The organism is Microbacterium sp. Leaf288 (assembly GCF_001422925.1).
Taxonomy (GTDB): Bacteria; Actinomycetota; Actinomycetes; order Actinomycetales; family Microbacteriaceae; genus Microbacterium.
Window position 1 is genome coordinate 698,437 of the sequence record NZ_LMNI01000011.1, and the last position, 26,955, is coordinate 725,391.

The following is a 26,955-nucleotide window of genomic DNA, read 5'->3' on the forward strand; positions in this document are numbered from 1 at the left end:
AGAGTGTGAACGAAGTCCCGGGCCCGTGGACAGGTTCGCGCCGCCCGGTCAGGCGTCTGTGCGCTCGCGGGGGGCGGGTTCGGGCTCGTCCTCGTAGACGTTGAACCGGTAGCCCACGTTGCGCACGGTCCCGATCAGCTGCTCCATGTCGCCGAGCTTGGCGCGCAGACGTCGCACGTGCACGTCGACCGTGCGGGTGCCGCCGAAGTAGTCGTAGCCCCACACCTCGCTCAGCAGCTGCTCGCGGGTGAAGACGCGCGAGGGGTGCGTCGCGAAGAAGTGGAGGAGCTGGAACTCCTTGTACGTGAGGTCGAGCGGACGACCGTGCACCTTGGCCGAGTACGACGACTCGTCGATCGTGATCCCCGAGGTCTGGATGCGCGTCGAGACCTGCTCGGCCGACTGACGGCCGACGGCGAGGCGGATGCGGGCGTCCACCTCGGCGGGACCTGCGGTGAAGAGGATGACGTCGTCGACGCCCCAGTCGGGGGAGACGGCGGTCAGACCGCCTTCGGTCACGATCAGCAGGAGAGGGGCGTCCAGGCCCGTCGTGTTGAGGATCTTGCACAGCGACTTGGCGCCGACGAGGTCGACGCGGGCGTCGACGAAGATGATGTCGGCGCTGGGCGCGTTGACGAGCTGGGCGGGCTCAGCGGGGATCAGGCGCACGCGGTGGCTCAGCAGTTCGAGCGAGGGCAGGACGGGGCCGCCTCCGTGTGTGGAACTGAGAACCAGGAGCTGTGCCAATGGATCGCCTTCCCGGCGCAGGGGGGTGCGCCGCGAACCCCAGTGTAGGGCGTGGGGGAGGAGCATTCGGCCCGCATGTCCTCCGTGGACATGCCCATCACCCGAGCCGCAGCGCGTGCGCCGCGTGGATTGTTGCGCGATGATGGGACGCGTGGCCGTGCCTGAACTCGCCCCTCGTCGCACATTCGGCGGCATCGTCGCCGTGTGGGTGCTCGCGGCCGTGATCGCGATCGTCGTCGGCATCTTCGCCACGCCGGACTGGCGTGCGGCGTGGCTGGGCGTCGGAATGGGCGGATGCCTCATCGCGGGGTTCGCGATCCAGCTCTGGTCGGGCCGGTCCCAGGGGTTCACCGAGCGCGTCGCGGCGAGCGTCCTCGGCGCCGCCCTCGTGATGGGCGTCATCAGCCTGGGGTTCGGACTTGCCGCTCTCGTTCCCGGCTAGACTCCCTCGTATGGATACCGTCGCGCTCGAACTGTTCTTCGTGGGCCTGCTCGGTCTGGCGTCTCTGGCGATCGTCTTCGTCTCCGCCGTCGTCGTCAAGAACCTCTACCGCGGCCAGCGCTGACGGGTCCGGTCGTGCTCGACATCCCGACCGACCTTCCGGCGGAACTCGTCCCGCTGTCGTGGCTCATCGGAGTGTGGGAGGGCACCGGCGTCATCGACTACGGTGACCACGCCTACACCGGCGAGTTCACGCACCGCGTGAGCTTCAGCCACGACGGCGGCGACTATCTCAACTACTCCGCCGACGCATGGCTGCATGATGCGCAAGACCCCGAGAAGCGCACGCGCCTCGTGGCAGAGCTCGGCTACTGGCGTCTCGCACTCACGGCGACCGACGCCGACGCCGGCCCTGGCCTCCTTCCCGCGCTCGCTGCGCCGGTCGTCCGCACCGCCGACGACATCGAGCGGCTGCGCAACGCCGACGGCGGGTTCGACCTCGAGGCGGCCCTCGTGCACGCCGACGGCGTGAGCGAGCTCTACCTCGGCCAGATCAAGGGTCCGCGCATCGACATCGCGACCGACGCCGTCGTGCGGCCCGCCGGCGCGAAGTCGTACGCGGCCGCGACCCGCATGTACGGGCTCGTCGACGGCCACCTGCTGTGGGCGTGGGACATCGCCGCCCTCGGCTTCGAGCTCGGCGCGCACGCGTCGGCACGACTCGCGCGGGCAGAGTGATGACCGGCCCGTTCTCCGCTGTTCCCGGCGCCGTCGTCGACGACACCGGGCTGCAGCACGTCGGCAGCCCGCTCGTCGAGCAGCGTCGGCTCGCCGCCGGAGCCGCGCTCGCGCCCCGCGCCGACCGCGCCGTCATCGCCGTCCCCGGTGAGGACCGCTTGACCTGGCTCGACTCGCTGTCGTCGCAGGCGCTGACCCGACTCGCCCCCGGCGTGGGCACCGAGCTCTTGATCCTCGACCCGCAAGGACACGTCGAGCACGCGGCATCCGTCGTCGACGACGGAGAGACCACCTGGCTCATCGCGGATCGCGCCGACGTCGAGGGACTGTACGACTGGCTCCGCAAGATGCGGTTCCGGCTGCGCGTCGACCCGCGCATCGCCGACGACGAGTACGCCGTGATCGGCGGCACCGCCGCCGCGCTCGAGCGCATCTCGCCGGCGACCCCGGCAGGGGTGCCCCTCGTGTGGCGCGACCCGTGGCCGTCGGTCACGCCGGGCGGTCACGCCTACGCGCCGGTCGAGCCGCACCCCGGCGCCGATCGCGATTGGGCCGAGGCGATCGTGACCCGCGACGAGGAGACGCGGATCGCGGATGCCGCGGCCCGTGGCGAGGTCGAGCTCGCAGGCCTGACCGCGGTCGATGCGCTGCGCGTCGCGGCATGGCGACCGCGCTGGACGACGGACGTCGACGAGCGCGCCCTGCCGCACGAGCTGGACTGGCTGCGCACCGCGGTGCACCTCGACAAGGGCTGCTACCGCGGGCAGGAGACCATCGCCAAGGTGCACAACCTCGGGCACCCGCCGCGGCGTCTCGTCGCGCTGCAGCTGGACGGCTCTGGCAGCGTGCTGCCCGAGCACGGCGCGGCCGTGCGGCTCGGCGACGACGCCGTCGGCATCGTGACGTCCGCGGCGCTGCACTACGAGGAGGGGCCGATCGCGCTCGCGGTCGTGCGGCGCACCACGCCCGTCGACGCCCCGCTGACGGTGGACACCGCCGACGGCCCGGTCGCCGCGGCGCAGGAAGTGGTGGTTCCGCCGGACGCCGGCGCCACGGCGAACGTGCCTCGGATCACCCGGCTGTCGCGCCGCGCGGCGGCCCAGTAAGGGACCCGGCGGTGAGCGGCGACGGCGAGACCGCCGCGATCACCCAGGTGGTCCCCACGGGCTGGCGCGCCCGGCTCGATCTGCGCCCGCAGCTGTCGCGCGTGCGCGGGTCGGCGCTGGCCATCGTGCAGATCACGGTCGCCGCGGCCGCGGCGTGGGCCTTCGCGCACTACGTCGTGGGGCATCCGGCGCCGCTGCTCGCCGCGACGGTCACCATCACCAGTCTCGGCCTGGTGCGCGACGCCCGCCCGCGGCGCGTGCTCGAGACGGTGGTCGGGATGCTCGTCGGCATCCTCGTCGCGGAGGGTTTCGTCGTGCTCGTCGGACCCGGCTGGTGGCAGCTCGCGCTCGCCCTCGGGGTGACGCTGCTGGTCGCCCGCTTCCTCTCGCCCTATCCGCCGTTCGCGATCATGGCGGGCGTCCAGGCGTGCATCGTGATGTCCCTGCCGGCGACGGAGCCGTTCTCCCGGCTCATCGACGGCGCGGTGGGCGGCGTCGCCGCCCTGGCCGTGACCGCGCTCATCCCGCGCAATCCCCGCAGGGAGGAGGCGCGCGACGGGCACGCGGTCTTCGCGGCCGCGGACGCCGCGGCGCGTACCATCGTGCAGGCGCTGCGGCGGGGCGATGCGCTCCGGGCCGCCCGCGGCCTCGAGAAGGCGCGGGCGATCGCCCCGCGCATCGACGAGTGGCGCGCCTCGCTGGATTCCGGACTCGCCGTCGCCGGGTTCTCACCGTGGCTGCGCCCGCAGCGGGCCGAGCTGCGCCGGCACCACGCGGTGCTGCAGGCGATGGACTTCGCCACCCGCAACCTCCGGGTCGTCGCCCGGCGGGCGGTGTACCTCTGCGATGACGGTCGGCGACGTCCGGTGCCCGCCGAGGTGCTCGCCGAGCTCATGCGCGCCGCGGAGCTGGTGGGCGAGAGCCTCGACGACATCGCGCTGCAGCCGGCAGCACGTGAGGCGGTGCGCGCGGTCGCCGTGCGCCTCGACCCGGCGCAGATCCTCCCCGACGGTTCGCAGGGCGAGCAGAACCTCATCACCGCGATGCGGCCGTTCGCGGTCGACCTCCTCACCGCGACCGGCATGTCCTCCACCGAGGCGCGTGCGGTGCTGCCCCGCGTGTGACGGACCGCGCGGCGCGGCTCAGCGCGGGGCCACGGCATCCCACGGCACGGTGACCTCGCCGAGGCGCCACCGCGACCGCTCGAGGACCGGCCAGCCGCCGTCGACCAGCGCCGACAGCGCCGTGCGCCAGCGGTGCACCGGGCCGAAGGGGGACACGCTCGCCGCGCGCTCCCACTCCGCGTCGAGGGCCGCGAGGAACGCGTGCACGGGCTCGCCGGGGACGTTGCGGTGGATGAGGGCCTTCGGGAGCCGCTCCGCGGCGATGGACGGATGCTGCAGCCCGGCCAGCCGCAGCGACACCGTCAGCGTGCGCGGCACGGCGTCGGGGCCGAGCGCGACCCAGGTCGCGATGCGGCCGATCTCGTCGCACGTGCCCTCGACGAGGAGTCCGTCCCGCGCGAGGCGCGCGCACATCGTCGCCCACGCTGCCGCGACCTCCGACTCGTCGTACTGCCGCAGCACGTTGAACGCCCGCACGACGGCCGGGCGTCGTCCGCCGGGGACGGGCACCTCGAAGCCGCCGCGCCCGAAGGACACGTGCGCGTCGGGGGCGAACGACGTGCCGCCCGCGCGCACCTGCTCGAGCTGGGCGCGCGCCCGCGCGACGCGCGCGGGGTCGATCTCCAGTCCCAGGACCTCGACGTCCGCCCGGGCAGCGACGAGGCGCGCGTACAGCTCCAGCGCCGTCACGCCGCTCGCGCCGTAACCCAGGTCGACCACGAGCGGATCGGCGGCGCGGCGCAGCGCGGGATGACGCGCGATCCAGCGGTCCACGCGTCGCAGCCGATTGGTGCCGGTGGTGCCGCGCGTGATCTGCCCGACCGGTCCCCGCGCCATGCCTCCATGATGCCAGCCGCACCCGTCACAGCAGCGGGAGGCGGCACGCGGCGCGGATATCATGGGGCGCATGACCGCGCCCTACACGCTGATCCTCCTCCGACACGGCCAGAGCGAGTGGAACAAGACCAACCAGTTCACGGGCTGGGTCGACGTCCGCCTCACCGACCAGGGCAAGGCCGAAGCCCAGCGCGGCGGCGAGCTGCTCGCCGAGTCCGGCATCCTTCCCGACGTGCTGCACACCTCCGTGCTCAGCCGCGCCATCCAGACCGCCGACATCGCCCTCGACGCGGCAGACCGCCTCTGGATCCCCGTCAAGCGCTCGTGGCGCCTCAACGAGCGCCACTACGGCGCTCTGCAGGGCAAGGACAAGGCGCAGACCCTCGAAGAGTTCGGCAACGACCAGTTCATGCTGTGGCGCCGCTCCTTCGACGTCCCGCCGCCGCCTCTGGCCGCCGACGACCAGTACAGCCAGGTGGGCGACCCGCGCTACGTGGGCATCGACGGCGAGGTGCCCGACACCGAGTCGCTCAAGATCGTGATCGACCGCATGCTGCCGTACTGGCACAGCGACATCGTTCCCGACCTCAAGGCCGGCAAGACGGTGCTCGTGACGGCGCACGGCAACTCCCTGCGCGGCCTCGTGAAGCACCTCGACGGCATCAGCGACGCCGACATCGCCGAGCTCAACATCCCCACGGGCATCCCGCTGGTGTACCGCCTCGACGAGAACCTCGAGCCCCTCGGACCGGGCGAGTACCTCGACCCCGAGGCCGCGGCTGCCGGCGCTGCCGCAGTCGCGAACCAGGGCAAGGCCTGATCTCAGAAACGACGGAAGAGCGGATGCCTCCCCACGAGGCATCCGCTCTTCCTTTTCTTCGCCTTCGCAGCGGCAGCCCCCCAGCTGCAGGCCGCGTGACGGGCTCTAGAGGGACGGGGCGACGACGTCGATCGTGTCGGTGCTCGACGTCCAGTCCCCGGTCGACAGGTAGGCGACCTTCTTCGCGACCGAGACCGCGTGGTCGCCGAAGCGCTCGTGGTAGCGGCTGGCCAGTGTGGCATCGACGGTGGCGGACGGATCGCCCTGCCAGCTGTCGCTCAGCACCTTCTCGAACACCGAGACGTGCAGCTCGTCGAGCTTGTCGTCGGCGTTGCGGATCTCGTCGATGAGGTCGCCGTCCTGCGTGCGCAGCAGCTCGGTGAGCTGGCGTGCCGCCTCGACGTCGAGTTCGCCCATCTTGAGGAACGTGGACTTGAGGCCCTTGGGGATGGCCCGCTCGGGGAAGCGCATGCGGGTGAGCTGGGCGATGTGCTCGGCGATGTCGCCCATGCGCTCGAGCGACGCGCTCATGCGCAGCGCGCTGACGACGATGCGCAGGTCGCGGGCGACCGGCTGCTGGCGGGCGAGGATCTCGATGGCGAGCTCGTCGAGCTCGACGGCCTTCTCGTCGATGACCGCGTCGGCCTCGATGACCTCCTCCGCGAGCGCGACGTCGCTCGTTCCGAACGCCCGCGTCGCCTTGTCGATGGCGATCGTGACGAGCTCGGCGATCTCGACGAGACGCCCCTGCACGTCCTCGAGGGACTGGTGGAAGACTTCGCGCATTCCGACGCACCTTTCATGGATGGGGGAGCTTTCGCCCGCGCCCCGGCCGATTGTCGTCAGCGAAGGTTAACGGACGGTGCCCCCGTGGTGAACAGTACCGGGCGCGGGGGCCCGGCTCCCCGGCACGGTCCATTGTCCCGCGCGACGTGCCCCTACGCTGGAGGCATGGACACGACGCAGCTCGCGCTGCTCGCCCTCCTCGCGGGGATCATCATCGGCGGTTCGATCTCCGCCGTCGTCGTCGCGTCGATGCGGGCGCGTGACCGCGCGCATGCCGAGGGTTCGATCGAGATCCCGGACGGCGTGCGCGGCGTCCTTCATGGCATGGACGATGCCGCCGTCGTGGTGGACGCGTCGTTCACCGTGCTGGCCGCGTCCGCTCCGGCCGCGGCGTTCGAGCTGCTCGAAGGCGGCACGCTCCCCACCGACGAGCTGCGGACCCTCGCGCGCCGCGTGCGGACCACCGACGCCGAGGTCACCGAGGCGAGCGCGACGGAGACGATGCGGCTGCGCCGTGGTGCCCCGCCGGCCGAGCCTCGCCTCGTGGCCGTGCGCGCGTCGCGCATCTCGCCCCGGCTCACCCTCCTCGTGCTGCGCGACATCTCAGAGCGCGAACGCGTCGAGGAGATGCGTCGCGACTTCGTGGCGAACACGAGCCACGAGCTCAAGACACCCGTCGGCGCGGTGAGCCTGCTCGCCGAGGCGATCGAGTCGGCGGCAGACGATCCGCCGCAGGTGCGGATCTTCGCGACGCGGCTGCAGGCGGAGGCCAACCGGCTGGCGCTGCTGACCTCGCGCATCATGAACCTGTCCCGGCTGCAGGCTGCGGACGAGCTGCCGCAGCAGGACGTCTCGATCGACGAGGTCGTGGCGTCGGCCCTCGACGCGCACGCGATCCAGGCGGACTCCGCCGGCGTCGAGGTGATGCGCGGCGGCGCGCGCGGTCTCTACGTGCATGGCGATGCACAGGTGCTGAGCGAGGCGGTCGGCAACCTCATCGCCAACGCCATCGCGTATTCGCCGCGGGGCTCGAGCGTCGGCGTCGGGATCAAGGCCGCCGACCGCGTCGTCGAGATCGCCGTGACGGACCGCGGCATCGGCATCGCCGAGGGCGAGCAGGACCGCGTCTTCGAGCGCTTCTACCGGTCCGATCCCGCGCGCGCCCGCCGCACCGGCGGCAGTGGGCTCGGCCTCTCCATCGTCAAGCACGCGGTGCAGCGGCACGGCGGCGAGGTGCGCCTGTGGTCGCGCCCGGGTCGTGGATCCACATTCACGATCCGCCTGCCCCAGATCGACGCGCCCGACCTCGAACCGGTGCCCAAGCGCGGGCGCAAGAAGAAGCGGCCCGCCGCTGAGGTGACCGCCGCCGAGGCTGCGTCAGTCGACGCGGAGGTCGCGCCTGCCGCCGTCGCGGCAGCGCCTGCCGCCGCTCCGGCCGCGAAGAGCGCTCCGGTCGCGAAGAGCGCTCCGGTCGCGAAGAGCGCTCCGGCCGCGCCCGCGGTGAAGCGGGCCGCTTCCGCCCGCGCGGCCAAGCCTGCGGCACCTGCCCGCGCGGCCACGTCCGCTGCGCCCCAGACTCCCGTCGGTCCTGCCGGCGGTCACAATCCCGCATCCGTCGCGAATGGAGACCCCGCATGACCCGCGTCCTGATCGTCGAGGACGAGCCAGACCTCGCCGACCCGCTCGCCTACCTCCTTCGTCGCGAAGGCTACGAGGTCGAGATCGCCGAAGACGGCCCGACCGCGCTGACCGCGTTCCGCGAGCGCGGCGCCGACATCGTGCTCCTCGACCTCATGCTGCCCGGAATGCCGGGCACCGAGGTGTGCCGCCAGATCCGGGTCAACTCGGCCGTGCCGATCATCATGCTGACCGCCAAGGACTCCGAGGTCGACATCGTGGTGGGCCTCGAGCTCGGCGCCGACGACTACGTCACCAAGCCGTACTCCGCCCGCGAGCTGCTCGCCCGTATGCGCGCCGTGCTGCGACGGTTCTCGCAGATCGACGCCGACCTCGAGGACCGCGTGCTCGAAGGCGGTCGCGTCGTGCTCGACATCGACCGTCACACCGTCGCCGTCGAGGGTGGCGAGATCAACATGCCGCTCAAGGAATTCGAGCTGCTCGAGGTGCTCATGCGCAACGCGGGCCGCGTGCTCACGCGGGGCCAGCTCATCGACCGCGTGTGGGGAAGCGACTACTTCGGCGACACGAAGACCCTCGATGTGCACATCAAGCGGATCCGCTCCCGCATCGAGAAGAACCCCGGCTCGCCGGAGATGCTGGTGACCGTGCGCGGCCTCGGCTACCGCTTCGAGGGCTGAGGAACCGCAGACGAAAGAGGGCGCCCCGGGTGGGGCGCCCTCTTTCGTCTGCGCGAGCGTCGCTCAGGGAGCGAGCGGTGCGAGGTAGTCGAGAGTCCCGTCCAGCACGGGCACCGAGACGAGCGCGCCCTCGGAGTCGCCGGACTGGAAGAACGTGGTGATGTCGGTGCCGGGAAGGGCGTCGAGGTCCTCGACGAGCAGAGGCTCGTCCTCCTCGGAGCCGAGGCTCACGGTCGTGTTCGCGGGCACCCGCACGGTGAGCGTCGGGCCGCCCTCGCCGAACTCGATGTTGAGGGTCTGCGAGTCCTCGGTCTGGTTGATCAGCGCGGCGACGAAGTTGCCCTCGGACCCGTCCTCATTGGCGACGATCTGGGCGTTGCGCACCTCGACGGGACCGGCCTCGTGGACGTTCGTGCCCTCCGCCGCGGAATACGGGATCGTGGTCGCCTGCGGCGAGATCATGCTGCACCCGGTCGTCGTGAGGACGAGTGCGCCCCCGATGGCCAGCGACGCGATGAGGCGGCGGTTCACGGATCCTCCATAAGACGGCTGACGGTTCTCCAGCATTCTAGGGGCTCGCGATGCACCGCGCGGAGCACCGCCTCGGCCGGAGGGCGGAGAACCTTAGCGTATTTCGCCTGTGGTATCCTGGAGGTTGCCGAAAGGACATAACTCCATGCTTTTTGAGGTTGGCGAGACGGTCGTCTACCCCCACCACGGGGCGGCTACGATCATCGAGGTCAAAGACCGGATCATCAAGGGCGAGACGAAGAAGTACCTGAAGCTCAACGTCACGCAGGGTGATCTCATCATCGAAGTCCCCGCAGAGAACGTCGACCTTGTCGGCGTCCGAGACGTCATCGGCAAGGAGGGCCTCGACAAGGTCTTCGAGGTGTTGCGCGCTCCGTTCACGGAGGAGCCGACCAACTGGTCGCGCCGCTACAAGGCGAACCTCGAGAAGCTCGCCTCCGGTGATGTCATCAAGGTCAGCGAGGTCGTGCGAGACCTCTGGCGCCGCGATCAGGACCGCGGCCTGTCGGCCGGAGAGAAGCGCATGCTCGCCAAGGCGAAGCAGATTCTGATCTCCGAGCTGGCCCTGGCGGAGAAGACCGACGAGGAGAAGGCGAGCGTTCTCCTCGACGAGGTCCTCGCGAGCTGAGACTCCTGGAACGGCGCCCCGATGGGGCGCCGTTCTGCTGTGCGCACCCGATTCCGGCCGGCCGGACGCGCACGGCGCCGCCCGCCGATCGCGATAGCGTGAACGGGTGAGCATCACTCCCGTGCCGCGCGTCGGCGTCATCGTCGTGGCCGCCGGATCCGGCACCCGACTGGGCGCCGGAGCGCCGAAAGCGTTCGTCGGCATCGACGGGAGCAGCATCCTGCGTCACGCCCTCGAGGGCGTGTTCGCCGCCCCGCTCGCGCAGGTCGTGATCGTCGCCCCCGCCGGGCGCGAGGGCGACGCGCTGAGCGAGGCACTGGCCACCGCGGGGGACCGGCGAGAGCTGGCGTCGGTGGTCGCGGGCGGCGACACCCGCCAGGCCTCCGTGGCCGCCGGTCTCGCAGCCCTGTGGGCCGACGTCGAGGTCGTGCTGGTCCACGACGCGGCACGCGCCCTCACCCCGGCCGAGGTCTTCGAGCGCGTCATCACCGCGATCGACGGCGGCGCGGTCGGCGCGATCCCCGTGCTCCCGGTCATCGACACGATCAAGCGCGTCGCGGGTGACGAGATCGTCGCCGCGGTCGACCGCGCCGAGCTCGCCGCGGCGCAGACGCCGCAGGCCTTCCGGCGAGACGTGCTCGACGCGGCATACGACGCCGCCACGACGGAGTTCACCGACGACGCCGCCCTGGTCGCCGAGGCCGGGCATGCCGTCGCGGCCGTGCCGGGGCATCCGCTCGCCTTCAAGATCACCACCGCGGCGGACCTCGATCGCGCGCGCCACCTGATCGCCGGGCCCGCACCGCACGCCGCGGCACACCTCGGCGGTGCGCCGGCGCTTCCGCGCGTCGGCGTCGGCACGGATGTGCACGCGTTCGGCGGCGAGGGGACGCTGTGGCTCGCGGGACTCGAGTGGCCGGGTGAAGCGCCGCTGTCAGGGCACTCCGACGGCGACGCCGTCGCGCACGCGATCGTCGACGCCCTGCTGGCGGCCGCGGGCCTCGGTGACATCGGCACGCACTTCGGCACCGATCATCCCGAGTACGCCGGCGCGCACGCGGGCGCGTTCCTGACGCGCACCGTTGCGCTCCTCGGGGAAGCGGGCTGGCGCGTCGGCAACATCTCGGTGCAGGTGCAGGCGAACCGGCCGCGATTCTCCGCACGCCGCGCCGAGGCCGAGCGCGCCCTGTCGGCCGCACTCGGCGGCGCGCCCGTGTCGGTCTCTGCGACGACGACCGACGGTCTCGGGTTCACCGGGCAGGGCGAGGGGGTCTCCGCGTTCGCCGTCGCCCTCGTCGTCCCGGCCTGATCGCTCCGCGGTCGCCGGGCGTCAGAGCGTGCGCGTCATGAACACCGAGAACGGGTCGAGCGCGTAGTCCTCGAAGGGACCGCAGACGACGAAGCCCTCGCTCTCGTAGAGGCGCTGCGCGGGGGCGAAGTCCTCGGTGGTCCCCGTCTCGAGCCACAGACTCGACATGCCGCGCCGGCGGGCGTCGTCGACGATGTGGCGCAGCAGCGCGCGGCCGACGCCGGTGCCGCGGAACCTGTCATCCGTGCGCATCGACTTGATCTCGCCGCGGTCGGCGTCGAGCGCCTTCAGCGCGCCGACGCCCGCGAGCTCGCCGTCGATCCACGCCGTCCAGACCGAGAGGGACGGATGCCGCAGCGCATCGATGCCGAGCGCATGCACGCTCTCGGGGGGAGAGGTGTCGTGCATCCCCGCCAGGTGCAGGGCGATGAGGTGCTGGGTGGCTTCGCCGCTCAGGTCGTCGGTGCGGATCTCGATGGTGCGCTGCATGTCGCGCCCAGTGTGCCACGCGCCGGTTTCGGCCGTGTTTCCCGTCGTCGGCCCGGCTTCACGCCTCGACGGCGTAGGGAGCGGGGTCGCGCGGCGACCGGGATCCCCACGCCAGGAGGGCGAGCCCGGCGGCGAGCACCACGAGCCCCACGATCGCGAGTGCCGACAGCCGCTCGCCGAGCACGACGATGCCGAGCACGCTCGCGGTCAGGGGCTCGCCGAGCGTCAGCGTCGCGGCGGTGGCCGCGGTGAGGCCGCTCAGGCCCCACGTGAACAGCACGTACGCGATGGAGATGGTCGCGAGGCCCAGCCACAGGGCCATCACCACACCCGACGTCGTGCCGAGCCACGAGAGGTCGACGAAGGGGAGCGCGAAGGCGCAGATGATCGCCGAGCTGGCACCCATGGCGCCGACGACCGTGAAGGGATCCCAGCCATCGTCGAGCAGGCGCCGCTGCGCGTTGGCGATGACCGCGAACGAGGCGCCCGCGCCGATGGATCCGAGCAGTCCCAGGGGATCCGTGCCGCCGGCCGCTCCGGCCTCGCCGCCGAAGCCGAGCAGCACGACGCCGATCGTCGCGAGCGCCGTCGCGCCCATCCACGTCGGTGTCGGCATCCGTCGCGTCAACGCCCATTCCAGAAGGCCGGCGAGGATCGGGGCCGAACCGAGGGCGACGACCGTGCCCACCGCGACGCCGTTGCGTGCTGTGCCGAGGAAGAACAGGGGCTGATACAGCGCCAGGCACGCGCCCGTCAGCACCATGAGCAGGACGGGCCGGACGCCCCAGCGGGGCCGCACCGCCTCCGCCGGCAGACGCCGGGAGTGCCGCGCGGCGAGCGAGAACGCGATGATCGCGAGTCCGGTGCCGCCGATCACCATGCGCATGACACCGATCGACAGGGGAGTGGTGCCGGCGGGACCGAGCGCCTGCGAGGTGCCGGTCGTGCCGAACAGGAGCGCGGCGGCGAGGACGGCGAGCACATGCACCTCCCGTTTATATCCGAATCGGCGCCCTCCGCCGGAATTCCCCCCCCAGGCTCACTCACTCAGGGTCGGTGGGGTACCCGCCGGTAGGCTGGTGCGGTGACGGTTCAGCTGTACGACACCAAGGCGCAGACCCTGCGCGATTTCGTGCCCCTCGACCCCGGAAACGTCACCATCTACGTCTGCGGTCCGACGGTGCAGTCCGGGCCGCACATCGGGCATCTGCGCGGCGCGCTGAGCTTCGACATCCTGCGCCGCTGGCTCACCCACCGCTACGGCCGTGTCACCTTCGTCCGCAACGTCACCGACATCGACGACAAGGTGCTCGCGAACGCGTCGGACGGCGAGCCGTGGTGGGCGCTCGCGTACCGCATGGAGCTCGAGTTCACGCGCGCGTACACCGCGATCGGCATTCTCCCGCCGACCTACGAGCCGCGCGCGACGGCATCGATCCCGCAGATGCAGGAGCTCATCCAGCGTCTCATCGAGGCCGGGCACGCCTACGCCGCGGCGGCGGACACGGATGCTGCGGGCGACGTCTACTTCGACGTCCGGTCGTGGGTGGACTACGGGTCGCTCACGAACCAGTCGATCGACGCGATGGAGCCGGCGGCCGACGCCGATCCGCGGGGCAAGCGCGACCCGCGCGACTTCGCCCTCTGGAAGGGCACCAAGGCCGACGAACCGGCATCGGCGACCTGGGGCTCGCCCTGGGGACCCGGGAGGCCCGGCTGGCACATCGAGTGCTCCGCGATGGCGCGCCGCTACCTCGGCCCCGAGTTCGACATCCACGGCGGCGGGCTCGACCTGCGCTTCCCCCACCACGAGAACGAGCTCGCGCAGTCGACGGCGGCCGGCGACGGCTTCGCGCGGTACTGGGTGCACAACGGCCTCGTGACGGTCGGCGCGCAGAAGATGTCGAAGTCGCTGTTCAACTTCGTCCTCGCAGACGACCTGCTGCGCGAGCGCGACCCGCTCGTGGTGCGCTACGCGCTCGCCGCGGCGCACTACCGGTCGAGCCTCGACATCACGACCTCGACGTTCGACGAGGCCGAGGCGGCGCTCGAGCGCATCCGCACCTTCCTCGAGCGCGCACTGCGCACGCTGCGGGGAACCGAGGACGTGCGAGTGGATGCTGCGGTCCCGGCCGCGTTCGCGACGGCCCTCGATGACGACCTCGGTGTGCCCCAGGCGCTCGCCGTGCTGCACGAGACGGTGCGTGACGGCAACTCCGCGCTGGATGCGGGTGACCGCGACGCGGCGCTCCGCGCGTTCGCCGACGTCGCCGTGATGGCGGGCGTGCTCGGCATCGACCCCCTCGACCCGCACTGGCGGTCGACGAACGCCTCGGCCGAGGCATCCGCTCTCGACGCCCTTGTCGAGACGATGATCGCCCAGCGCGCCGACGCGCGCGCGGCGAAGGACTGGGCGGCCGCCGACCGCATCCGCGACGCGATCGCGGCGGCCGGCATCGCCCTCGAAGACGGTCCCGACGGGACGCATTGGAGTGTCGCCGACGCTTCTCGTCCGGCGGAGAGCAACTGACGGGCTGCGGCCCGCACGAAGGAGAACTGATGGCAAAGCCAGGACGCCCCGGCGCCAGCAAGGGCAACAAGAAGGGCCCCACCAAGGGCACCGGCGGCAAGAACAAGCGGTCCCTCGAGGGCCGCGGGCCGACCCCCAAGGCCGAGGACCGCGCATGGCACCCGGCCGGCAAGCGCAAGGCCGCCGCTGAGCGGTACGCCGCGGCGGGCGGCACGGGCAGGCCCGGGCAGTCCGCGCCGCGGTCGTCGCGCCCCGCGAAGAAGGACGACGACACCGAGACGGTGACCGGCCGCAACTCCGTGCTCGAGGCGCTGCGCGCGAAGATCCCCGCCACCGCGTTCTACATCGCACAGCGCGTCGAGATGGACGACCGGGTCAAGGAGATGCTCGCGATCGCCACGCACCGCGACATCCCGGTGCTCGAGGTCACCCGCCCCGAGCTCGACCGCATGGCGGGCTTCGACGGCGTGCACCAGGGCGTCGCGCTCAAGGTGCCGCCGTACGAGTACGCCCACCCGCAGGATCTGCTCGAGAAGGTGATCGATGCGGGGCAGACGCCGCTGTTCGTCGCGCTCGACGGCATCACCGACCCGCGCAACCTCGGCGCGATCCTCCGCTCGACCGCGGCCTTCGGCGGGCAGGCGGTCATCGTCCCGCAGCGCCGCTCGGCCAGCGTCAACTCGGCCGCGTGGAAGACGAGCGCCGGCGCCGCGGCTCGTGTGCCGGTCGCCCTCGCCGCGAACCTCACCGCGATGCTCAAGGACTTCAAGAAGCAGGGCGTGTTCGTTCTCGGCCTCGACGGCGGAGGAGACGTCTCCCTTCCGGCCCTCGAGCTCGCCGACCGGCCGGTCGTGATCGTGGTCGGTTCCGAGGGCAAGGGCCTCTCGCGCCTGGTCACGGAGACCTGCGATCAGATCGTGTCGATCCCGATCTCGTCGAGCACCGAGTCGCTCAACGCCGGGATCGCGGCATCCGTCGCGCTGTACCAGGTCTCGACGCTCCGGGGCTCCACTCCCGCCTGAGTCCGCGTGTGACGCGCGCGGGAAGAGCCCCACGCCGCGCACGTTCCCCTCTGCAGAGCCGGCGATGGCCGGCACACCACTCGTCGAAAGGCAGCACATGGCACGCATCGCCGTCATCGGAGGCTCGGGATACGCCGGCCGTCACATCGTCGCCGAGGCGGTGAGCCGGGGCCACAGCGTCCTCTCGATCGCGCGCCGCATCCCCGCCGAGCGCCACGCGGGGGCGATCTACATCGAGGGCTCGCTGACGGACGTCCCCGACCTGCTCGCGCAGATCGAGGGCGTCGATGTGGTCGTGTCGGCGGTCGCGCCGCGCGGCGACATGCAGGGGCTCGTGCGCCCGAACATCACGGCCCTCGCCTCCCTCCTGCCCGAGGGCGTTCGCCTCGGCGTGATCGGCGGCGCCGGCGGCAGCCTCGTCACCGCGGGCGGCGAGCGGGTGGTCGACCTTCCCTCGTTCTCCGAGGACTACAAGGCGGAGGCGCTCGAGGCGATCGGCATCCTCGACGACCTCAAGGAGGGGCCGGAGTCGGTGGACTGGTTCTACATCCACCCGGCAGGCGGCTTCGGCGCGTACAACCCGGGAGAGCGGACCGGCCAGTACCGCACCGGCGGCGACGTCATCGTCACCGACGCCGAGGGCGAGTCGTACATCTCGGGCGAGGACCTCGCCGTCGCGATCGTCGACGAGATCGAGCACCCGCAGCACCCCCGCAAGCGGTTCACCGTCGGGTACTGACAGCGGCAATCGCGAAAGGGTGCATCTCCGCCGGCGGAGATGCACCCTTTCGTCGTCGGGCGAGGCGAGACGGGCTCAGACCAGGTCGCGCCAGTCGATGTCGTCCTCGTCGTCGTCGATCACCGGGTTGGACGATGTGATGACGGACAGCGACACGGTCTCGGTGGGCGGACCCATGAGGGTCGCCTCGTCGCGGCGGTGGCGCAGCACGTTGTCGATGTAGCTCGTCAGTGACTCGGCGAGCGGCACCGACTTGCCCTTGGCCTGGGACAGGTACCAGCGGTGCTCGAGCAGCTGGTGGAACACTTCGGCGGGCTCGAGCTTCGAGCGCAGGTCCCAGGGGATCGCCTTGACGACCGGCTCGAACACCCGGGTGAGCCACTCGTGGGCGACCATCTCCTCGTCGTCGCCGAGGCGTGAGATCCGCACGCGGAACTCGTCGAGGTCGTTGAGCAGGCGCCGGGCCTGGTTCTCCTCGACGTCGAGGCCGGTCAGACGCAGCAGACGCCGCTGGTGGTGGCCGGCGTCGACGACCTTCGGCTGGATCGACACGCGGGTGCCGTCGGTCGTGGCCTGGATCGACATCTCGCCGATGTCGAATCCGAGGTCGTTCAGCCGCTGCACGCGCTCCGTGAGCCGGTACGCCTCGTCGGCCCGGAACGTCTCCTCGTCGGTGAGTGCGGCCCACAGCGAGTGATACGCCGACACGATGCCGTCGGCGATCGCGATCGCGTCGACGCCGCCCTCGAGGCGCCCACCGGCCTCGAGGTCCATGATCTCGCCGGCGATGTTTGTGCGGGCGACGTCGAGGTCGTGCGCGCGCTGGCCCGGGGTCAGGCCGCTCTCGTGCAGCTCGCCGGTCTCGGCGTCGACGAGGTACGCGGCGAACGCGCCCGCGTCGCGGCGGAACAGCGTGTTCGACAGCGACACGTCGCCCCAGAAGAAGCCGACGTTGTGGAGGCGGACCAGCAGCAGCGCGAGCGCATCGACGAGGCGCGTCGCGGTGTCGGGGCGCAGCACCTGCGTGAACAGGGCGCGGTAGGGGAGCGAGAACTTCAGGTGCGCCGTCACCAGAGCCGCGGGGAGCGGCTCGCCCGCAGCATCCGTTCGTCCGGCGATCACGGCCACGCGCTCGACGCACGGCACGTCCAGGCGGGCGAGGTTGCCGAGCATGTCGTACTCGCGCTGCGCCATGGCCTGGGTGGTCTCCTTGATGGCGACAACCCGGCCCGAGAGGTTGGCGAACCGCACCAGGTGGCGCGAGATGCCCTTGGGCAGGAACACGATGTGGCTCGACGGCCAGTCTCCGAGCGGGGTCGACCACGGCAGCGTCAGCAGCCCCGGATCGACGCTCGAGGCGGTGATGCTCAGGGCGTCAGGCACATACCCTCCTGGAAAAGTGCGACGGCGCGGGGGGAAGAAGCTCCCACCCGCGCCGTCGCGAACGAATCAGCGGTTACGCCGCGGCGATCGCCTTGTCGGTGAGGCGCTCGCCCGACTCGATGTCGAACACGTGGACGTGTCCGGGGACCGGAGCCAGCGTGACCTTGTCGCCCGCGATCGGGTGACGGCGGCCGTCGACGCGCGCGACGATGTCGGTGCGCTTGCCGGCGACGTCGGCGTGACCGTAGAGGTAGCCGTCGGCGCCGAGCTCCTCGACGAGGTCGACCGTGACCGTGAGGCCCTTGCCGTCCTCGGGCGCGACCTGGATGTCCTCGGGACGCACACCGATGGTGACCTCGGTGCCGTGCGCCTTGCCGAGCGTGTCGGCCTCGACGCCCACGACCTTGTCGCCGAACTGCACGCCGCCCTCGGCGATGTGCGCCGGGAACAGGTTCATGGCGGGCGAGCCGATGAAGCCGGCGACGAACACGTTGTTCGGCTTCTCGTACAGGTCGCGCGGGGTGCCGACCTGCTGGAGGAGGCCGTCCTTGAGGACCGCGATGCGGTCACCCATGGTGAGCGCCTCGGTCTGGTCGTGCGTCACGTAGACCGTGGTGACGCCGAGGCGGCGCTGCAGCGACGCGATCTGCGTACGGGTCTGGACGCGGAGCTTCGCGTCGAGGTTCGACAGCGGCTCGTCCATGAGGAACACCTGGGGCTGGCGGACGATCGCGCGGCCCATGGCGACGCGCTGACGCTGACCACCCGAGAGGGCCTTCGGCTTGCGGGTCAGGTACTCCTCGAGGTCGAGGAGCTTCGCAGCCTCGAGCACGCGAGCGGCACGCTCCTCCTTGCCGACGCCGGCGATCTTGAGCGCGAAGCCCATGTTCTCGGCGACGGTCATGTGCGGGTACAGCGCGTAGTTCTGGAAGACCATCGCGATGTCGCGGTCCTTCGGGGGGACGTCGGTGACGTCGCGGTCGCCGATCAGGATGCGGCCCGAGTTGACCTCTTCGAGGCCGGCCAGCATGCGCAGCGACGTGGACTTGCCGCAGCCCGACGGGCCGACGAGAACCAGGAACTCGCCATCGGCGACCTCGAGGTTGAGCTTGTCCACAGCGGGGCGAGTGCCCCCGGGGTACAGACGAGTTGCGTTGTCAAACGTGACGGACGCCATGTTCTCTTCTCCTTCACCGGCAGGTACGTGCCGGACGATCCGTAGTGAGGAATGAGCGGGGGCTTACCCGCACGCCCGCCATCGGGCGCAAGGAACAGTATGACACGGCGCGCGCGGAGCTTGCGTCTGGGCATTTCCCAGGGTGGCTGACTAGCATCGTGGACGGCCGCTTTCCCGCCTGGCCAGTGCGAATCCATGGTCACGCCGGATCGCCGCCCCCCTTCCGCCCCGAGAGGTTCCATGTCGAGCGACGAGTCACAGAACGCCGCGCCCAGCGAGCGCCGCGACGCCGTGCGCGAGAAGGCGCAGCAGGTGAAGGCGCGCCAGTCGCGAGCGCGTCTGATCCGACGGACGTCGCTGATCGCCGTTGCCCTCGCGTTCGTGGCCGTCATCGCCGTCGTGGTGACGTGGACCGTCTCGTCGAGCGCCTCGAAGCCGACCATGAGCCCCGCCAAGGGCGTCGACGGCGGCTTCGTCGTCACCGACGTCACCGGAGCGGGCGTCGCTGACGACTCCAGCGCCGGCGGCCTCGTCGAGGGCGAGGCGAGCACGACGCCCGAGACCGAGCCGACTCCCACCGCGACCCCGACGGACGCGCCGGCGGTCGACATCCGCGTGTACGTCGACTACCTCTCGACGGGTTCGCGCGATTTCCAGCTCGCGAACATGAAGCAGCTCTCGCAGTGGATCGATGACGGCGCCGCCACCCTGACCTACTACCCGGTGGCCATGCTCACCGCGAAGTCGAACGGCACGAAGTACTCGCTGCGCGCCGCCGGCGCCGCGGCCTGCGTCGCCCAGAACTCGCCGGATTACTTCTTCGCGTTCAACGACGCCTTGCTGCGCCAGCAGCCGGAGGTCGACTCCGACGGCCTCAGCGACGACGAGCTCGCGACGCTCGCACAGGCGACCGGGCTCGACGGCGGCAAGGTCGTCCGCGCATGCATCGAGGAGCAGTCCTACGCGTCGTGGGCGAAGTCGGCGACCGAGCAGGCGCTGAAGGAGCTCCCCGGCACGGACGGCGTCGCCCTCACCGGCACTCCGATGGTGCTGGTCAACGGCACGCAGTACGTGGGCAAGCTCGACGACCCCAAGGAGTTCGCGCAGTTCGTGCTGACGGTCGCGAGCGACGCGTACTACAAGGCGACGCCGACCCCCACGCCCACCCCGACGGCTCCCTGACCGGGTGCTCGCGCGGGCGCCGCTAGACTGGGCGCTCTGCCGACTTGGCGCAATTGGTAGCGCACCGTACTTGTAATACGGGGGTTACGGGTTCAAGTCCCGTAGTCGGCTCCAGTTTCCGGCGACTCGTCGCCGCGGGTCCGCGCCCCGTGGCCGGTTCCCGTCCCGCGGGCAGGAGAGGATGGATCGGGTGACCGCACGCCGCCTGCCCGCATGGATCGGGCTCGGCGGCGCCGCACTCATCGGCATCCTCACCGCCGTGCAGGCGCGCATCAACGGCCAGCTCGGCGTCCGCATCGGCGACGGGTTCGCCGCCGCCGTGATCTCGTTCGGCTCGGGGCTGATCGTCCTCGTCGTGCTGTCGGCCGCACTGCCGCAGGGGCGGCGCGGATTCGGCGCCTTGGTGACGGGGCTGCGCGAGCGGAGGATCCCGATCTGGATGCTGTGCGGCGGCGTCGCCGGCGCGCTCTCGGTCGCCACGCAATCGCTGGCGGTGGGCATCATCGGCGTGGCCCTGTTCACCGTGGGGGTCGTCGCCGGGCAGACGGTGAGCGGGCTGCTGCTCGACCGCGCCGGCGTCGGGCCGGCCGGTGTCGTCGCGGTGACGCCGGCGCGCCTCGTCGGCGGCGCGCTCGCGGTGCTGGCCGCGGCGGTGTCGCTCGCCGGAGGCGTGCACGCGCCGTTGGTGCTCCTGGTGCTGCCGTTCCTCGTCGGCGCGGGGATCGCGTGGCAGTCGGCGGTCAACGGCCGGCTGCGACAGCGCGTCGGCACGCCGCTGACGGCGACCCTCGTCAACTTCATCGGCGGCACGGCGGTCCTCGGCGTCGCCGAGCTCATCCACACCGCGATCGCGGGGCCCCCGACCTCGTTCCCGGCGGATCCGTGGCTGTACTTCGGCGGGGTCATCGGCGTGACCTACATCTTCCTCGCGGCGGCCCTCGTGCCGTACACCGGTGTCCTGCTGCTCGGCCTCGGCACCGTCGTCGGGCAGGTCGTGACCTCGGTCCTCATCGACGCGCTCTGGCCGACGGAGGCCGCGCCGACGGTCGGCGCCTCCCTCCTCATGTCGACGCTGGCGATCCTGTCGGTGGTCGTGGCCGCCGTGCCGTGGAGACGGATGCCGCGCCGCGGCCACTGACGCCGCGCACATCGTCGCCTCACCCCGCGCCGCGCCGCGGGGTGGCATGCTGAGACCGTGCCGAAGGGGTCGCAGCCGCACCGCACCCTCCCGTCGCGCGCCGATGACGGCGCACGACCGCCCGATCGTGCGGTGCCCGCGCTGACGCCCGAGGAGCTCCTCGGCATCGATCGACTCCTCGCGCCCACCGACCGGCTCCTCGCGGACGCCTACCCCGGCGACGACGACACGCGTCAGCCCGTGCACACCGTCTACGTCGCCGCAGATCGATACACGCCGGCACTGCCTCGAGAGTGGGGCGCCGCGGCACGGGATGCCGTCGAGGCTCACGGCGGCATGGAGGTCGTCGCCCTCGACCTGGGAGTGCCGGAGGGGTTCGCCGCCGAGGTCGCGACGCTCGTCACGGCGAAGCTCGCGTCCGAGCCGATCGAGGACCTGCGCCTCGACCTCGAGGACGGGTACGGCGACCGGGGCGACGAGACCGAGGATGCCGACGTCCGCCGCGCCGCGGAGCAGCTGCTCGAGGCGGTCGCCGGCGGCGAGGCACCGCCCTTCTTCGGGATCCGCATCAAGGGCCTCGAGCGGGCCACGCGGGGACGCGGCATCCGTTCTCTCGATCTGTTCCTGGCGACTCTGCTCGCCGCCGGCGATCTGCCGGACGGCCTCAGGCTGACCCTGCCGAAGGTGACCGCCGTCGCGCAGGTCGAGGCGATGGTGCGGCTCTGCGACCGCCTCGAGCGGCACCACGGCCTCGCAGCCGGACGCCTGCGGTTCGAGATGCAGGTCGAGACCCCGCAGATCGTGCTCGCCGCGGACGGGACCTCGCCGCTGGCCGCGGCCATCCACGCGGCGCAAGGCCGGGTGAGCGGGCTGCACTACGGCACGTACGACTACAGCGCCGCCCTCGGCATCGCCCCGGCGTACCAATCGATGGATCACCCGGCGGCCGACCACGCCAAGAACGTGATGCAGGTCGCCGCGGCGCAGACCGGGGTGCGGCTGTCGGACGGGTCGACGAACATCCTCCCGGTCGGCGATGCGGACGCGGTGCGCGCGGCCTGGCGCCTGAGCGCACGGCTCACCCGCCGTTCGCTCGAGCGGGGCTTCTTCCAGGGCTGGGACCTGCACCCCGCGCAGCTCGTCCCGCGCTTCGTCGCCAACGCCCTCTTCTACCGGGAGGGCTTCGCGCCGGCCGTCGCGCGCCTGCGCGCCTACGTCGACCGGGTCGAGGGCGCGATCCTCGACGAACCGGCGACCGCCCGCGCGCTGGCGGCGTTCGTGTCCCGCGGCGTCGCCTGCGGGGCCATCACCGAGGACGAGCTGACGGATGCCGCGGGCCTCGATCTCGCCGCACTCGCCGCGCTCGCGCATCCGCCGCACACCACGACCGAGGGGCACGCATGAGCTACTACTCGCCGCAGGGGGGCCTGCCGCCGCAGACCGCGCTCCTCACCGATCGCGCCGTGGTGAAGCCCGCGTACACCTTCATCCCGAAGGGCGTGCTGCGCGACATCGTCACCAGCAACCTCCCGGGGTTCACGAACACGCGGTCGTGGATCCTGGCGCGGCCCGTCGCGGGTTCGGCGACGACGTTCGCGCAGCTGATCGTCGAGATCGCACCCGGCGGGGGAGCCGACAGACCCGAGCCCGAGAGTGGGGTCGAGGGCGTCGTGTTCGTCACCGCAGGCGCGCTCACGCTCGTCCTCGAGGGGGAGCGGCATGTGCTCGACCCGGGCGGCTACGCGTTCCTCGCGCCGGGTGCGGCGTGGTCGCTGGCCAACGAGGGTGAGGAGCCGGCGACCTTCCACTGGATCCGCAAGGCCTACGAGCCGGTCGAGCCGGTCCCGGTGCCCGCGTCGTTCATCGCGCGCGACCAGGACGTCGAGCCGCGCGCCATGCCCGACACCGACGGCGCATGGGCGACGACCCGCTTCGTCGATCCCGACGATCTCTCGCACGACATGCACGTCAACATCGTCACGTTCCGGCCCGGTGGCACGATCCCGTTCGCCGAGACCCACGTCATGGAGCACGGGCTCTACGTCCTGCAGGGCAAGGCGGTGTACCGGCTCAACGACGACTGGGTCGAGTGCGAGGCCGGCGATTACATGCTGCTCAGGGCCTTCTGTCCCCAGGCCTGCTACGCCGGCGGCCCCGAGCCCTTCCGGTACCTGCTGTACAAGGACGTCAACCGCCAGATCCGGCTCACCTGACAGCGGGGATCCATGAGCGAACGGATGCTGCCGCACGATCTGGTCGTGCGCGGCCGGCGCGTGCTCACCGACGGCGGATTCCGGTCGTGCGAGGTCGCGGTCGCGGACGGACTCATCGTCGCGATCGAGCCGCTCGGCACCGGATTGCGTGGACAGGACGAGGTCGAGCTGCAGGACGACGAGGCGCTGCTGCCGGGCCTCGTCGACACGCACGTGCACGTCGACGAGCCGGGGCGCACCGAGTGGGAGGGGTTCGCCTCGGCCACGAAGGCCGCGGCGGCCGGCGGCGTCACCACGATCATCGACATGCCCCTCAACAGCATCCCGCCCACCGTCTCGGTGGAGGCCCTGGAGGTCAAGCGCCTGACCGCGCGCGACCAGGTGTTCGTCGACGTCGGGTTCTGGGGCGGAGCGATCCCCGGCAACACGCGGGAGCTGCGGCCTCTGCATGAGGCCGGGGTGTTCGGGTTCAAGTGCTTCCTGCTGCCCTCGGGCGTGGACGAGTTCCCTCCGCTCGATGCCGCGGAGATGGAACGCGACATGACCGAACTCGCCGGGTTCGGCGGCCTGCTCATCGTGCACGCGGAGGACGCGGCGACGATCGAGCACGCCCCGCACGCGAACGGGGCCCGTTACGACCGATTCCTCGCGTCGCGCCCGCACTCCGCCGAGGACATCGCGATCGCCGAGGTCATCGACCGCGCCCGTCGCACCGGAGCCCGCGCACACATCCTGCACCTGTCATCCTCGGACGCGCTCCCTCTCATCGCTGCCGCCAAGCGCGACGGCGTGCGCCTCACCGTCGAGACGTGCCCGCACTATCTGACCCTGACCGCGGAGGACGTGACGGACGGGGCGACCGCCTTCAAGTGCTGTCCGCCGATCCGCGAGGCGGCCAACCGCGACCGGCTCTGGGAGGGGCTCGTCGACGGGACGATCGACAGCATCGTCAGCGACCATTCACCAGCCACGCTCGAGCTCAAAGCCCCGGGCGACGGCGACTTCGCCGTCGCCTGGGGCGGCGTCGCGTCACTGCAACTGGGGCTGCCCGTCGTGTGGACCGAGGCCCGCCGGCGACGCATCCCGCTCGAGAAGGTGGTGGAATGGATGTCGGCGCGTCCGGCGGCCCTGGCGGGCCTCGCCCGCAAGGGCAGGATCGCGCTCGGCTTCGACGCCGACCTGTCGGTGTTCGCACCCGACGACGGGTTCGTCGTCGACGTCGCCCGCCTGCACCACAAGAATCCCGTCTCGCCGTACGACGGCCACGCCCTGTCGGGCGTCGTGCGCGAGACCTTCCTGCGGGGCGAGCAGGTCGACTTCGCCGAGCCCCGCGGTCGCCTGCTGCGTCGCGACGTGGCCTGAGCGCCGACACCGGCCGCTCCGGCCGGGTGAGACGTGACGATACGGAAGAAGAGTGAGATGTCGGCAGATCCCTATGGCAGCGGTGCAGAAGTCCTCGAGGCGGAGGACGACCTGCGGTCGCTGATCACCGCGCGTCCTGCGCGGCACCGCGCCGTGGACCCGGCGATCGCGCGCTCGTGGCTGCTCGTCCCGGGCACCCGCCCCGACTCGTTCGACGACATGGCGGCGTCGCGCGCCGACGCGGTCGTGCTCGACATCGAGGACGCGGTCGACCCGAGCAACAAGCCGCAGGCCCGGCAGGACGTCGCCGACTGGCTCCGTGGCGGCGGTCGCGCCTGGGTGCGCGTCAACGACGCGCTGAGCCCGTTCTGGGCAGACGACCTCGCGACCCTTGCGGGCCTCCCCGGCCTCCTGGGCATCATGCTCGCCAAGACCGAGTCGGCCGACCAGGTGACGAGCTCGTTCGACCGCCTCGGCGGCACCGTGCCCGTCGTGGCCCTCGTCGAGTCGGCTCTGGGCATGGAGGACGCCGCGCACATCGCGCGCGCCCGCGGCGCCTTCCGCCTCGCGTTCGGCAGCGGCGACTTCCGCCGCGACACCGGCATGAGCGCGGACGCCGAGGCGATGGCGTACCCGCGGGCGCGCCTGGTCGTCGCCAGCCGCGTGGGCAACCTGCCCGGGCCGATCGACGGTCCGACGGTGAGTGGCAGCATGCCGACGCTGCGCGAGCACTCCGCGATCACGGTGTCGATGGGCATGACCGGCAAGCTCTGCCTCGCGGCCGAGCAGGCTCCCGTCATCAACGAGGTCATCTGCCCCACGCCGAGCGAGGTGCTGTGGGCACTGGACTTCCTCGCCGACTTCGAAGGCCGCGGTCGTGTGATCCGCGACGGCAGCGACTTGCCCAGGCTCGGCCGGGCGCAGAAGATCGAGAAGCTGGCTCTCGCGTTCGGGGTGCACCCGACCTCGTGACCGGCGACGCCGAGCGACGAACCATCGAAGGGACCGACGACATGGCCGACATCCGCCTGAACGAGGGCGACGCGAACCCCGGGTTCGCGCTGCCCGACTCCACCGGCACGATGGTGCGTCCGGAGGACTTCGCCGGCCGCCGCCTCGTCGTCTACTTCTACCCGGCCGCGTTCACGCCCGGCTGCACGACCGAGGCGTGCGACTTCCGCGACAACCTCGCCTCGCTGCAGGCGGCGGGGGTCGCCGTCGTCGGGGTCTCGCCCGACTCGGTCGAAAGGCTCGCGGAGTGGGCCGAGGCCGAGCAGCTGCAGTTCCCGCTCCTCTCCGACGAGGACCACGCCGTCGCCGAGGCGTGGGGCGCATGGGGGACCAAGGTCGTCAACGGTGAGGAGCGCGTCGGCCTCATCCGATCGACGTTCGTGCTGGATGCCGATGGCACGGTGCAGTCCGCCGAGTACCGGGTCGATCCCCACGGCCACGTGGACCGCCTCCGCGCCCAGCTGGCCGCCTGAGCCCACCCCCACCCAGGCCCGCCGCAGCGATGGAGCTGGACGCGTTCAACCGCCTCGACGCCGAAGCCGCGCGAGCCGTGGTGCGCCCGTGCGTCGACATCGACCGGTGGGTCGATGCCGTCGTCACAGGGCGGCCCTATGCGACGACGGCGGAGCTCCTCGCGGCGGCCCGCACGAGCGCCCCGCGGTGGACGCCGGCCGAGATCGACGGGGCCCTCGCCCGCCACCCCCGCATCGGCGAGCGTGCGAGCGGAGGCGGAGCCGAGGCATCCCTCTCGCGATCCGAGCAGGCGGGGATCGGGGAGCCGACCGCCGACGTGGCCGCCGCGCTGGCCGCCGGCAACCGCGCCTACGAGGAGAAGTTCTCGCGGGTCTTCCTCATCCGGGCGGCCAGGCGCAGTGCCGATGAGATCCTCGGTGCGCTGGGCGAGCGGCTGGCCCACACTGAGGAGGAGGAGATCCCGGTCGTGGCGGAGCAGCTGCGGCAGATCGCCGTCCTCCGACTCGAAGGGATCATCGGTTCATGAGCCAGATCACGACGCACGTGCTGGATGCTGCGCTCGGAGGCCCTGCGCGCGGCGTCGGCGTCGTGCTGACCGCGGCCGACGGGGCCGAGATCGCGTCCGGCGTGACCGACGAGGCCGGCCGGATCTCGGATCTCGGACCGGAGCGCCTCGACGCCGGCACGTACCGGCTCACGTTCGCGACCGGCGACTTCTTCGCCGCGACGGGGCGTGCGACGCTCTACCCGGTCGTGTCGATCGACTTCGCGGTCGCCGACTCCGCGCAGCACTACCACGTGCCCCTGCTGCTCAGCCCGTTCGCGTACTCGACCTATCGGGGGAACTGA

At 71.7% G+C, this 26,955-nt stretch carries 29 protein-coding genes and 1 tRNA gene; 22 read left to right on the forward strand and 8 right to left on the reverse strand.

The window, feature by feature from the left end:
• Positions 1-48: 48 nt before the first annotated feature.
• On the reverse strand, positions 49-747 hold the full coding sequence (locus tag ASF40_RS12525) for a response regulator transcription factor (RefSeq protein WP_045298087.1): 699 nt from the start codon (positions 745-747) through the stop codon (positions 49-51).
• Positions 748-898: 151 nt separating this feature from the next.
• On the opposite strand from ASF40_RS12525, the gene ASF40_RS12530 reads away from it, so the two are divergent.
• The 4 genes from ASF40_RS12530 to ASF40_RS12545 all read left to right on the forward strand — a co-directional run bounded on the left by ASF40_RS12530 (position 899) and on the right by ASF40_RS12545 (position 4,157).
• Positions 899-1,189: a hypothetical protein gene (locus tag ASF40_RS12530; RefSeq protein WP_082497064.1), complete on the forward strand. Its 291-nt coding sequence runs from the start codon at positions 899-901 to the stop codon at positions 1,187-1,189.
• 135 nt (positions 1,190-1,324) lie between these two features.
• Positions 1,325-1,927 carry an FABP family protein gene (locus ASF40_RS12535; RefSeq protein WP_056369480.1) on the forward strand — a complete coding sequence of 201 codons (603 nt, stop codon included), beginning with the start codon at positions 1,325-1,327 and terminating at the stop codon, positions 1,925-1,927.
• Positions 1,927-3,033, forward strand: coding sequence for a CAF17-like 4Fe-4S cluster assembly/insertion protein YgfZ (gene ygfZ, locus ASF40_RS12540; RefSeq protein WP_056369481.1), 1,107 nt, complete (start codon positions 1,927-1,929; stop codon positions 3,031-3,033). Before ASF40_RS12535 ends, ygfZ begins: the two co-directional genes overlap by 1 nt.
• Positions 3,034-3,044: 11 nt before the next feature.
• Positions 3,045-4,157: an FUSC family protein gene (locus ASF40_RS12545; RefSeq protein ID WP_200919487.1), complete on the forward strand. Its 1,113-nt coding sequence runs from the start codon at positions 3,045-3,047 to the stop codon at positions 4,155-4,157.
• Between the two features lie 18 nt (positions 4,158-4,175).
• Here the strand turns inward: ASF40_RS12545 and ASF40_RS12550 are convergent, their stop codons facing one another.
• A complete protein-coding gene (locus ASF40_RS12550; RefSeq protein ID WP_056369483.1) occupies positions 4,176-4,994 on the reverse strand; it encodes a class I SAM-dependent methyltransferase in 819 nt (272 codons plus the stop codon).
• Positions 4,995-5,064: 70 nt separating this feature from the next.
• Between ASF40_RS12550 and ASF40_RS12555 the strand changes: the two genes are divergently transcribed.
• Complete coding sequence (locus ASF40_RS12555; RefSeq protein ID WP_056369484.1) at positions 5,065-5,814, forward strand: phosphoglyceromutase; 750 nt, start codon at positions 5,065-5,067, stop codon at positions 5,812-5,814.
• 105 nt (positions 5,815-5,919) lie between these two features.
• Here ASF40_RS12555 and phoU read toward each other — a convergent pair whose 3' ends face one another.
• The gene (gene phoU, locus ASF40_RS12560; protein WP_045298109.1) at positions 5,920-6,600 is read right to left on the reverse strand and encodes a phosphate signaling complex protein PhoU; all 681 of its coding nucleotides are present in this window, start codon (positions 6,598-6,600) and stop codon (positions 5,920-5,922) included.
• A gap of 165 nt (positions 6,601-6,765) precedes the next feature.
• Between phoU and ASF40_RS12565 the strand changes: the two genes are divergently transcribed.
• On the forward strand, positions 6,766-8,238 hold the full coding sequence (locus ASF40_RS12565) for a sensor histidine kinase (protein WP_235560221.1): 1,473 nt from the start codon (positions 6,766-6,768) through the stop codon (positions 8,236-8,238).
• The gene (locus ASF40_RS12570) at positions 8,235-8,918 is read left to right on the forward strand and encodes a response regulator transcription factor (protein WP_056369486.1); all 684 of its coding nucleotides are present in this window, start codon (positions 8,235-8,237) and stop codon (positions 8,916-8,918) included. The genes ASF40_RS12565 and ASF40_RS12570 overlap by 4 nt, the downstream gene beginning before the upstream one ends.
• A gap of 63 nt (positions 8,919-8,981) precedes the next feature.
• On the opposite strand, the gene ASF40_RS12575 is transcribed toward ASF40_RS12570, so the two are convergent.
• The gene (locus ASF40_RS12575; RefSeq protein ID WP_157549650.1) at positions 8,982-9,449 is read right to left on the reverse strand and encodes a DNA modification methylase; all 468 of its coding nucleotides are present in this window, start codon (positions 9,447-9,449) and stop codon (positions 8,982-8,984) included.
• 145 nt (positions 9,450-9,594) lie between these two features.
• Here ASF40_RS12575 and ASF40_RS12580 point away from each other — a divergent pair, with 145 nt between their 5' ends.
• Positions 9,595-10,077, forward strand: coding sequence for a CarD family transcriptional regulator (locus ASF40_RS12580; protein WP_045298114.1), 483 nt, complete (start codon positions 9,595-9,597; stop codon positions 10,075-10,077).
• A 106-nt stretch (positions 10,078-10,183) separates the two neighbouring features.
• The gene (gene ispD, locus ASF40_RS12585; protein WP_056369492.1) at positions 10,184-11,386 is read left to right on the forward strand and encodes a 2-C-methyl-D-erythritol 4-phosphate cytidylyltransferase; all 1,203 of its coding nucleotides are present in this window, start codon (positions 10,184-10,186) and stop codon (positions 11,384-11,386) included.
• 21 nt (positions 11,387-11,407) lie between these two features.
• Here the strand turns inward: ispD and ASF40_RS12590 are convergent, their stop codons facing one another.
• Both ASF40_RS12590 and ASF40_RS12595 read right to left on the reverse strand, forming a co-directional pair.
• On the reverse strand, positions 11,408-11,875 hold the full coding sequence (locus ASF40_RS12590) for a GNAT family N-acetyltransferase (RefSeq protein WP_056369494.1): 468 nt from the start codon (positions 11,873-11,875) through the stop codon (positions 11,408-11,410).
• Between the two features lie 58 nt (positions 11,876-11,933).
• Positions 11,934-12,863: a DMT family transporter gene (locus ASF40_RS12595; RefSeq protein ID WP_056369496.1), complete on the reverse strand. Its 930-nt coding sequence runs from the start codon at positions 12,861-12,863 to the stop codon at positions 11,934-11,936.
• Between the two features lie 96 nt (positions 12,864-12,959).
• Here ASF40_RS12595 and cysS point away from each other — a divergent pair, with 96 nt between their 5' ends.
• The 3 genes from cysS (at position 12,960) to ASF40_RS12610 (ending at position 16,166) form a co-directional block, all read left to right on the forward strand.
• Complete coding sequence (cysS, locus tag ASF40_RS12600; protein WP_056369498.1) at positions 12,960-14,405, forward strand: cysteine--tRNA ligase; 1,446 nt, start codon at positions 12,960-12,962, stop codon at positions 14,403-14,405.
• 29 nt (positions 14,406-14,434) lie between these two features.
• Positions 14,435-15,427, forward strand: a complete 993-nt coding sequence (rlmB, locus tag ASF40_RS12605) for a 23S rRNA (guanosine(2251)-2'-O)-methyltransferase RlmB (protein ID WP_056369500.1) — start codon at positions 14,435-14,437, stop codon at positions 15,425-15,427.
• A gap of 97 nt (positions 15,428-15,524) precedes the next feature.
• The gene (locus tag ASF40_RS12610; RefSeq protein ID WP_056369502.1) at positions 15,525-16,166 is read left to right on the forward strand and encodes an NAD(P)-dependent oxidoreductase; all 642 of its coding nucleotides are present in this window, start codon (positions 15,525-15,527) and stop codon (positions 16,164-16,166) included.
• A gap of 75 nt (positions 16,167-16,241) precedes the next feature.
• On the opposite strand, the gene ASF40_RS12615 is transcribed toward ASF40_RS12610, so the two are convergent.
• Together ASF40_RS12615 and ASF40_RS12620 are read right to left on the reverse strand one after the other, a co-directional pair.
• The gene (locus tag ASF40_RS12615; RefSeq protein ID WP_056369503.1) at positions 16,242-17,549 is read right to left on the reverse strand and encodes a DUF4032 domain-containing protein; all 1,308 of its coding nucleotides are present in this window, start codon (positions 17,547-17,549) and stop codon (positions 16,242-16,244) included.
• 73 nt (positions 17,550-17,622) lie between these two features.
• Entirely contained in the window at positions 17,623-18,726 is a 1,104-nt protein-coding gene (locus ASF40_RS12620) for an ABC transporter ATP-binding protein (protein WP_056369505.1), read from the reverse strand.
• 240 nt (positions 18,727-18,966) lie between these two features.
• On the opposite strand from ASF40_RS12620, the gene ASF40_RS12625 reads away from it, so the two are divergent.
• The 10 genes from ASF40_RS12625 to uraH all read left to right on the forward strand — a co-directional run bounded on the left by ASF40_RS12625 (position 18,967) and on the right by uraH (position 26,955).
• A complete protein-coding gene (locus ASF40_RS12625; RefSeq protein WP_056369507.1) occupies positions 18,967-19,908 on the forward strand; it encodes a DsbA family protein in 942 nt (313 codons plus the stop codon).
• 38 nt (positions 19,909-19,946) lie between these two features.
• A tRNA-Thr gene (locus ASF40_RS12630) sits at positions 19,947-20,022 on the forward strand.
• Positions 20,023-20,089: 67 nt separating this feature from the next.
• Positions 20,090-21,046: a DMT family transporter gene (locus tag ASF40_RS12635; protein ID WP_056369509.1), complete on the forward strand. Its 957-nt coding sequence runs from the start codon at positions 20,090-20,092 to the stop codon at positions 21,044-21,046.
• Between the two features lie 132 nt (positions 21,047-21,178).
• Positions 21,179-22,450 carry a DUF6986 family protein gene (locus ASF40_RS12640; protein ID WP_056369949.1) on the forward strand — a complete coding sequence of 424 codons (1,272 nt, stop codon included), beginning with the start codon at positions 21,179-21,181 and terminating at the stop codon, positions 22,448-22,450.
• A complete protein-coding gene (locus ASF40_RS12645; protein WP_056369511.1) occupies positions 22,447-23,259 on the forward strand; it encodes a bifunctional allantoicase/(S)-ureidoglycine aminohydrolase in 813 nt (270 codons plus the stop codon). The genes ASF40_RS12640 and ASF40_RS12645 overlap by 4 nt, the downstream gene beginning before the upstream one ends.
• A 12-nt stretch (positions 23,260-23,271) precedes the next feature.
• Positions 23,272-24,621: an allantoinase AllB gene (gene allB, locus ASF40_RS12650; RefSeq protein WP_056369513.1), complete on the forward strand. Its 1,350-nt coding sequence runs from the start codon at positions 23,272-23,274 to the stop codon at positions 24,619-24,621.
• Positions 24,622-24,678: 57 nt separating this feature from the next.
• Entirely contained in the window at positions 24,679-25,593 is a 915-nt protein-coding gene (locus ASF40_RS12655; RefSeq protein ID WP_235560223.1) for an HpcH/HpaI aldolase/citrate lyase family protein, read from the forward strand.
• A 41-nt stretch (positions 25,594-25,634) separates the two neighbouring features.
• Complete coding sequence (gene bcp / locus ASF40_RS12660; protein ID WP_056369953.1) at positions 25,635-26,105, forward strand: thioredoxin-dependent thiol peroxidase; 471 nt, start codon at positions 25,635-25,637, stop codon at positions 26,103-26,105.
• Between the two features lie 29 nt (positions 26,106-26,134).
• Positions 26,135-26,632, forward strand: a complete 498-nt coding sequence (gene uraD, locus ASF40_RS12665) for a 2-oxo-4-hydroxy-4-carboxy-5-ureidoimidazoline decarboxylase (RefSeq protein WP_056369515.1) — start codon at positions 26,135-26,137, stop codon at positions 26,630-26,632.
• Positions 26,629-26,955: a hydroxyisourate hydrolase gene (uraH, locus tag ASF40_RS12670; RefSeq protein ID WP_056369518.1), complete on the forward strand. Its 327-nt coding sequence runs from the start codon at positions 26,629-26,631 to the stop codon at positions 26,953-26,955. The genes uraD and uraH overlap by 4 nt, the downstream gene beginning before the upstream one ends.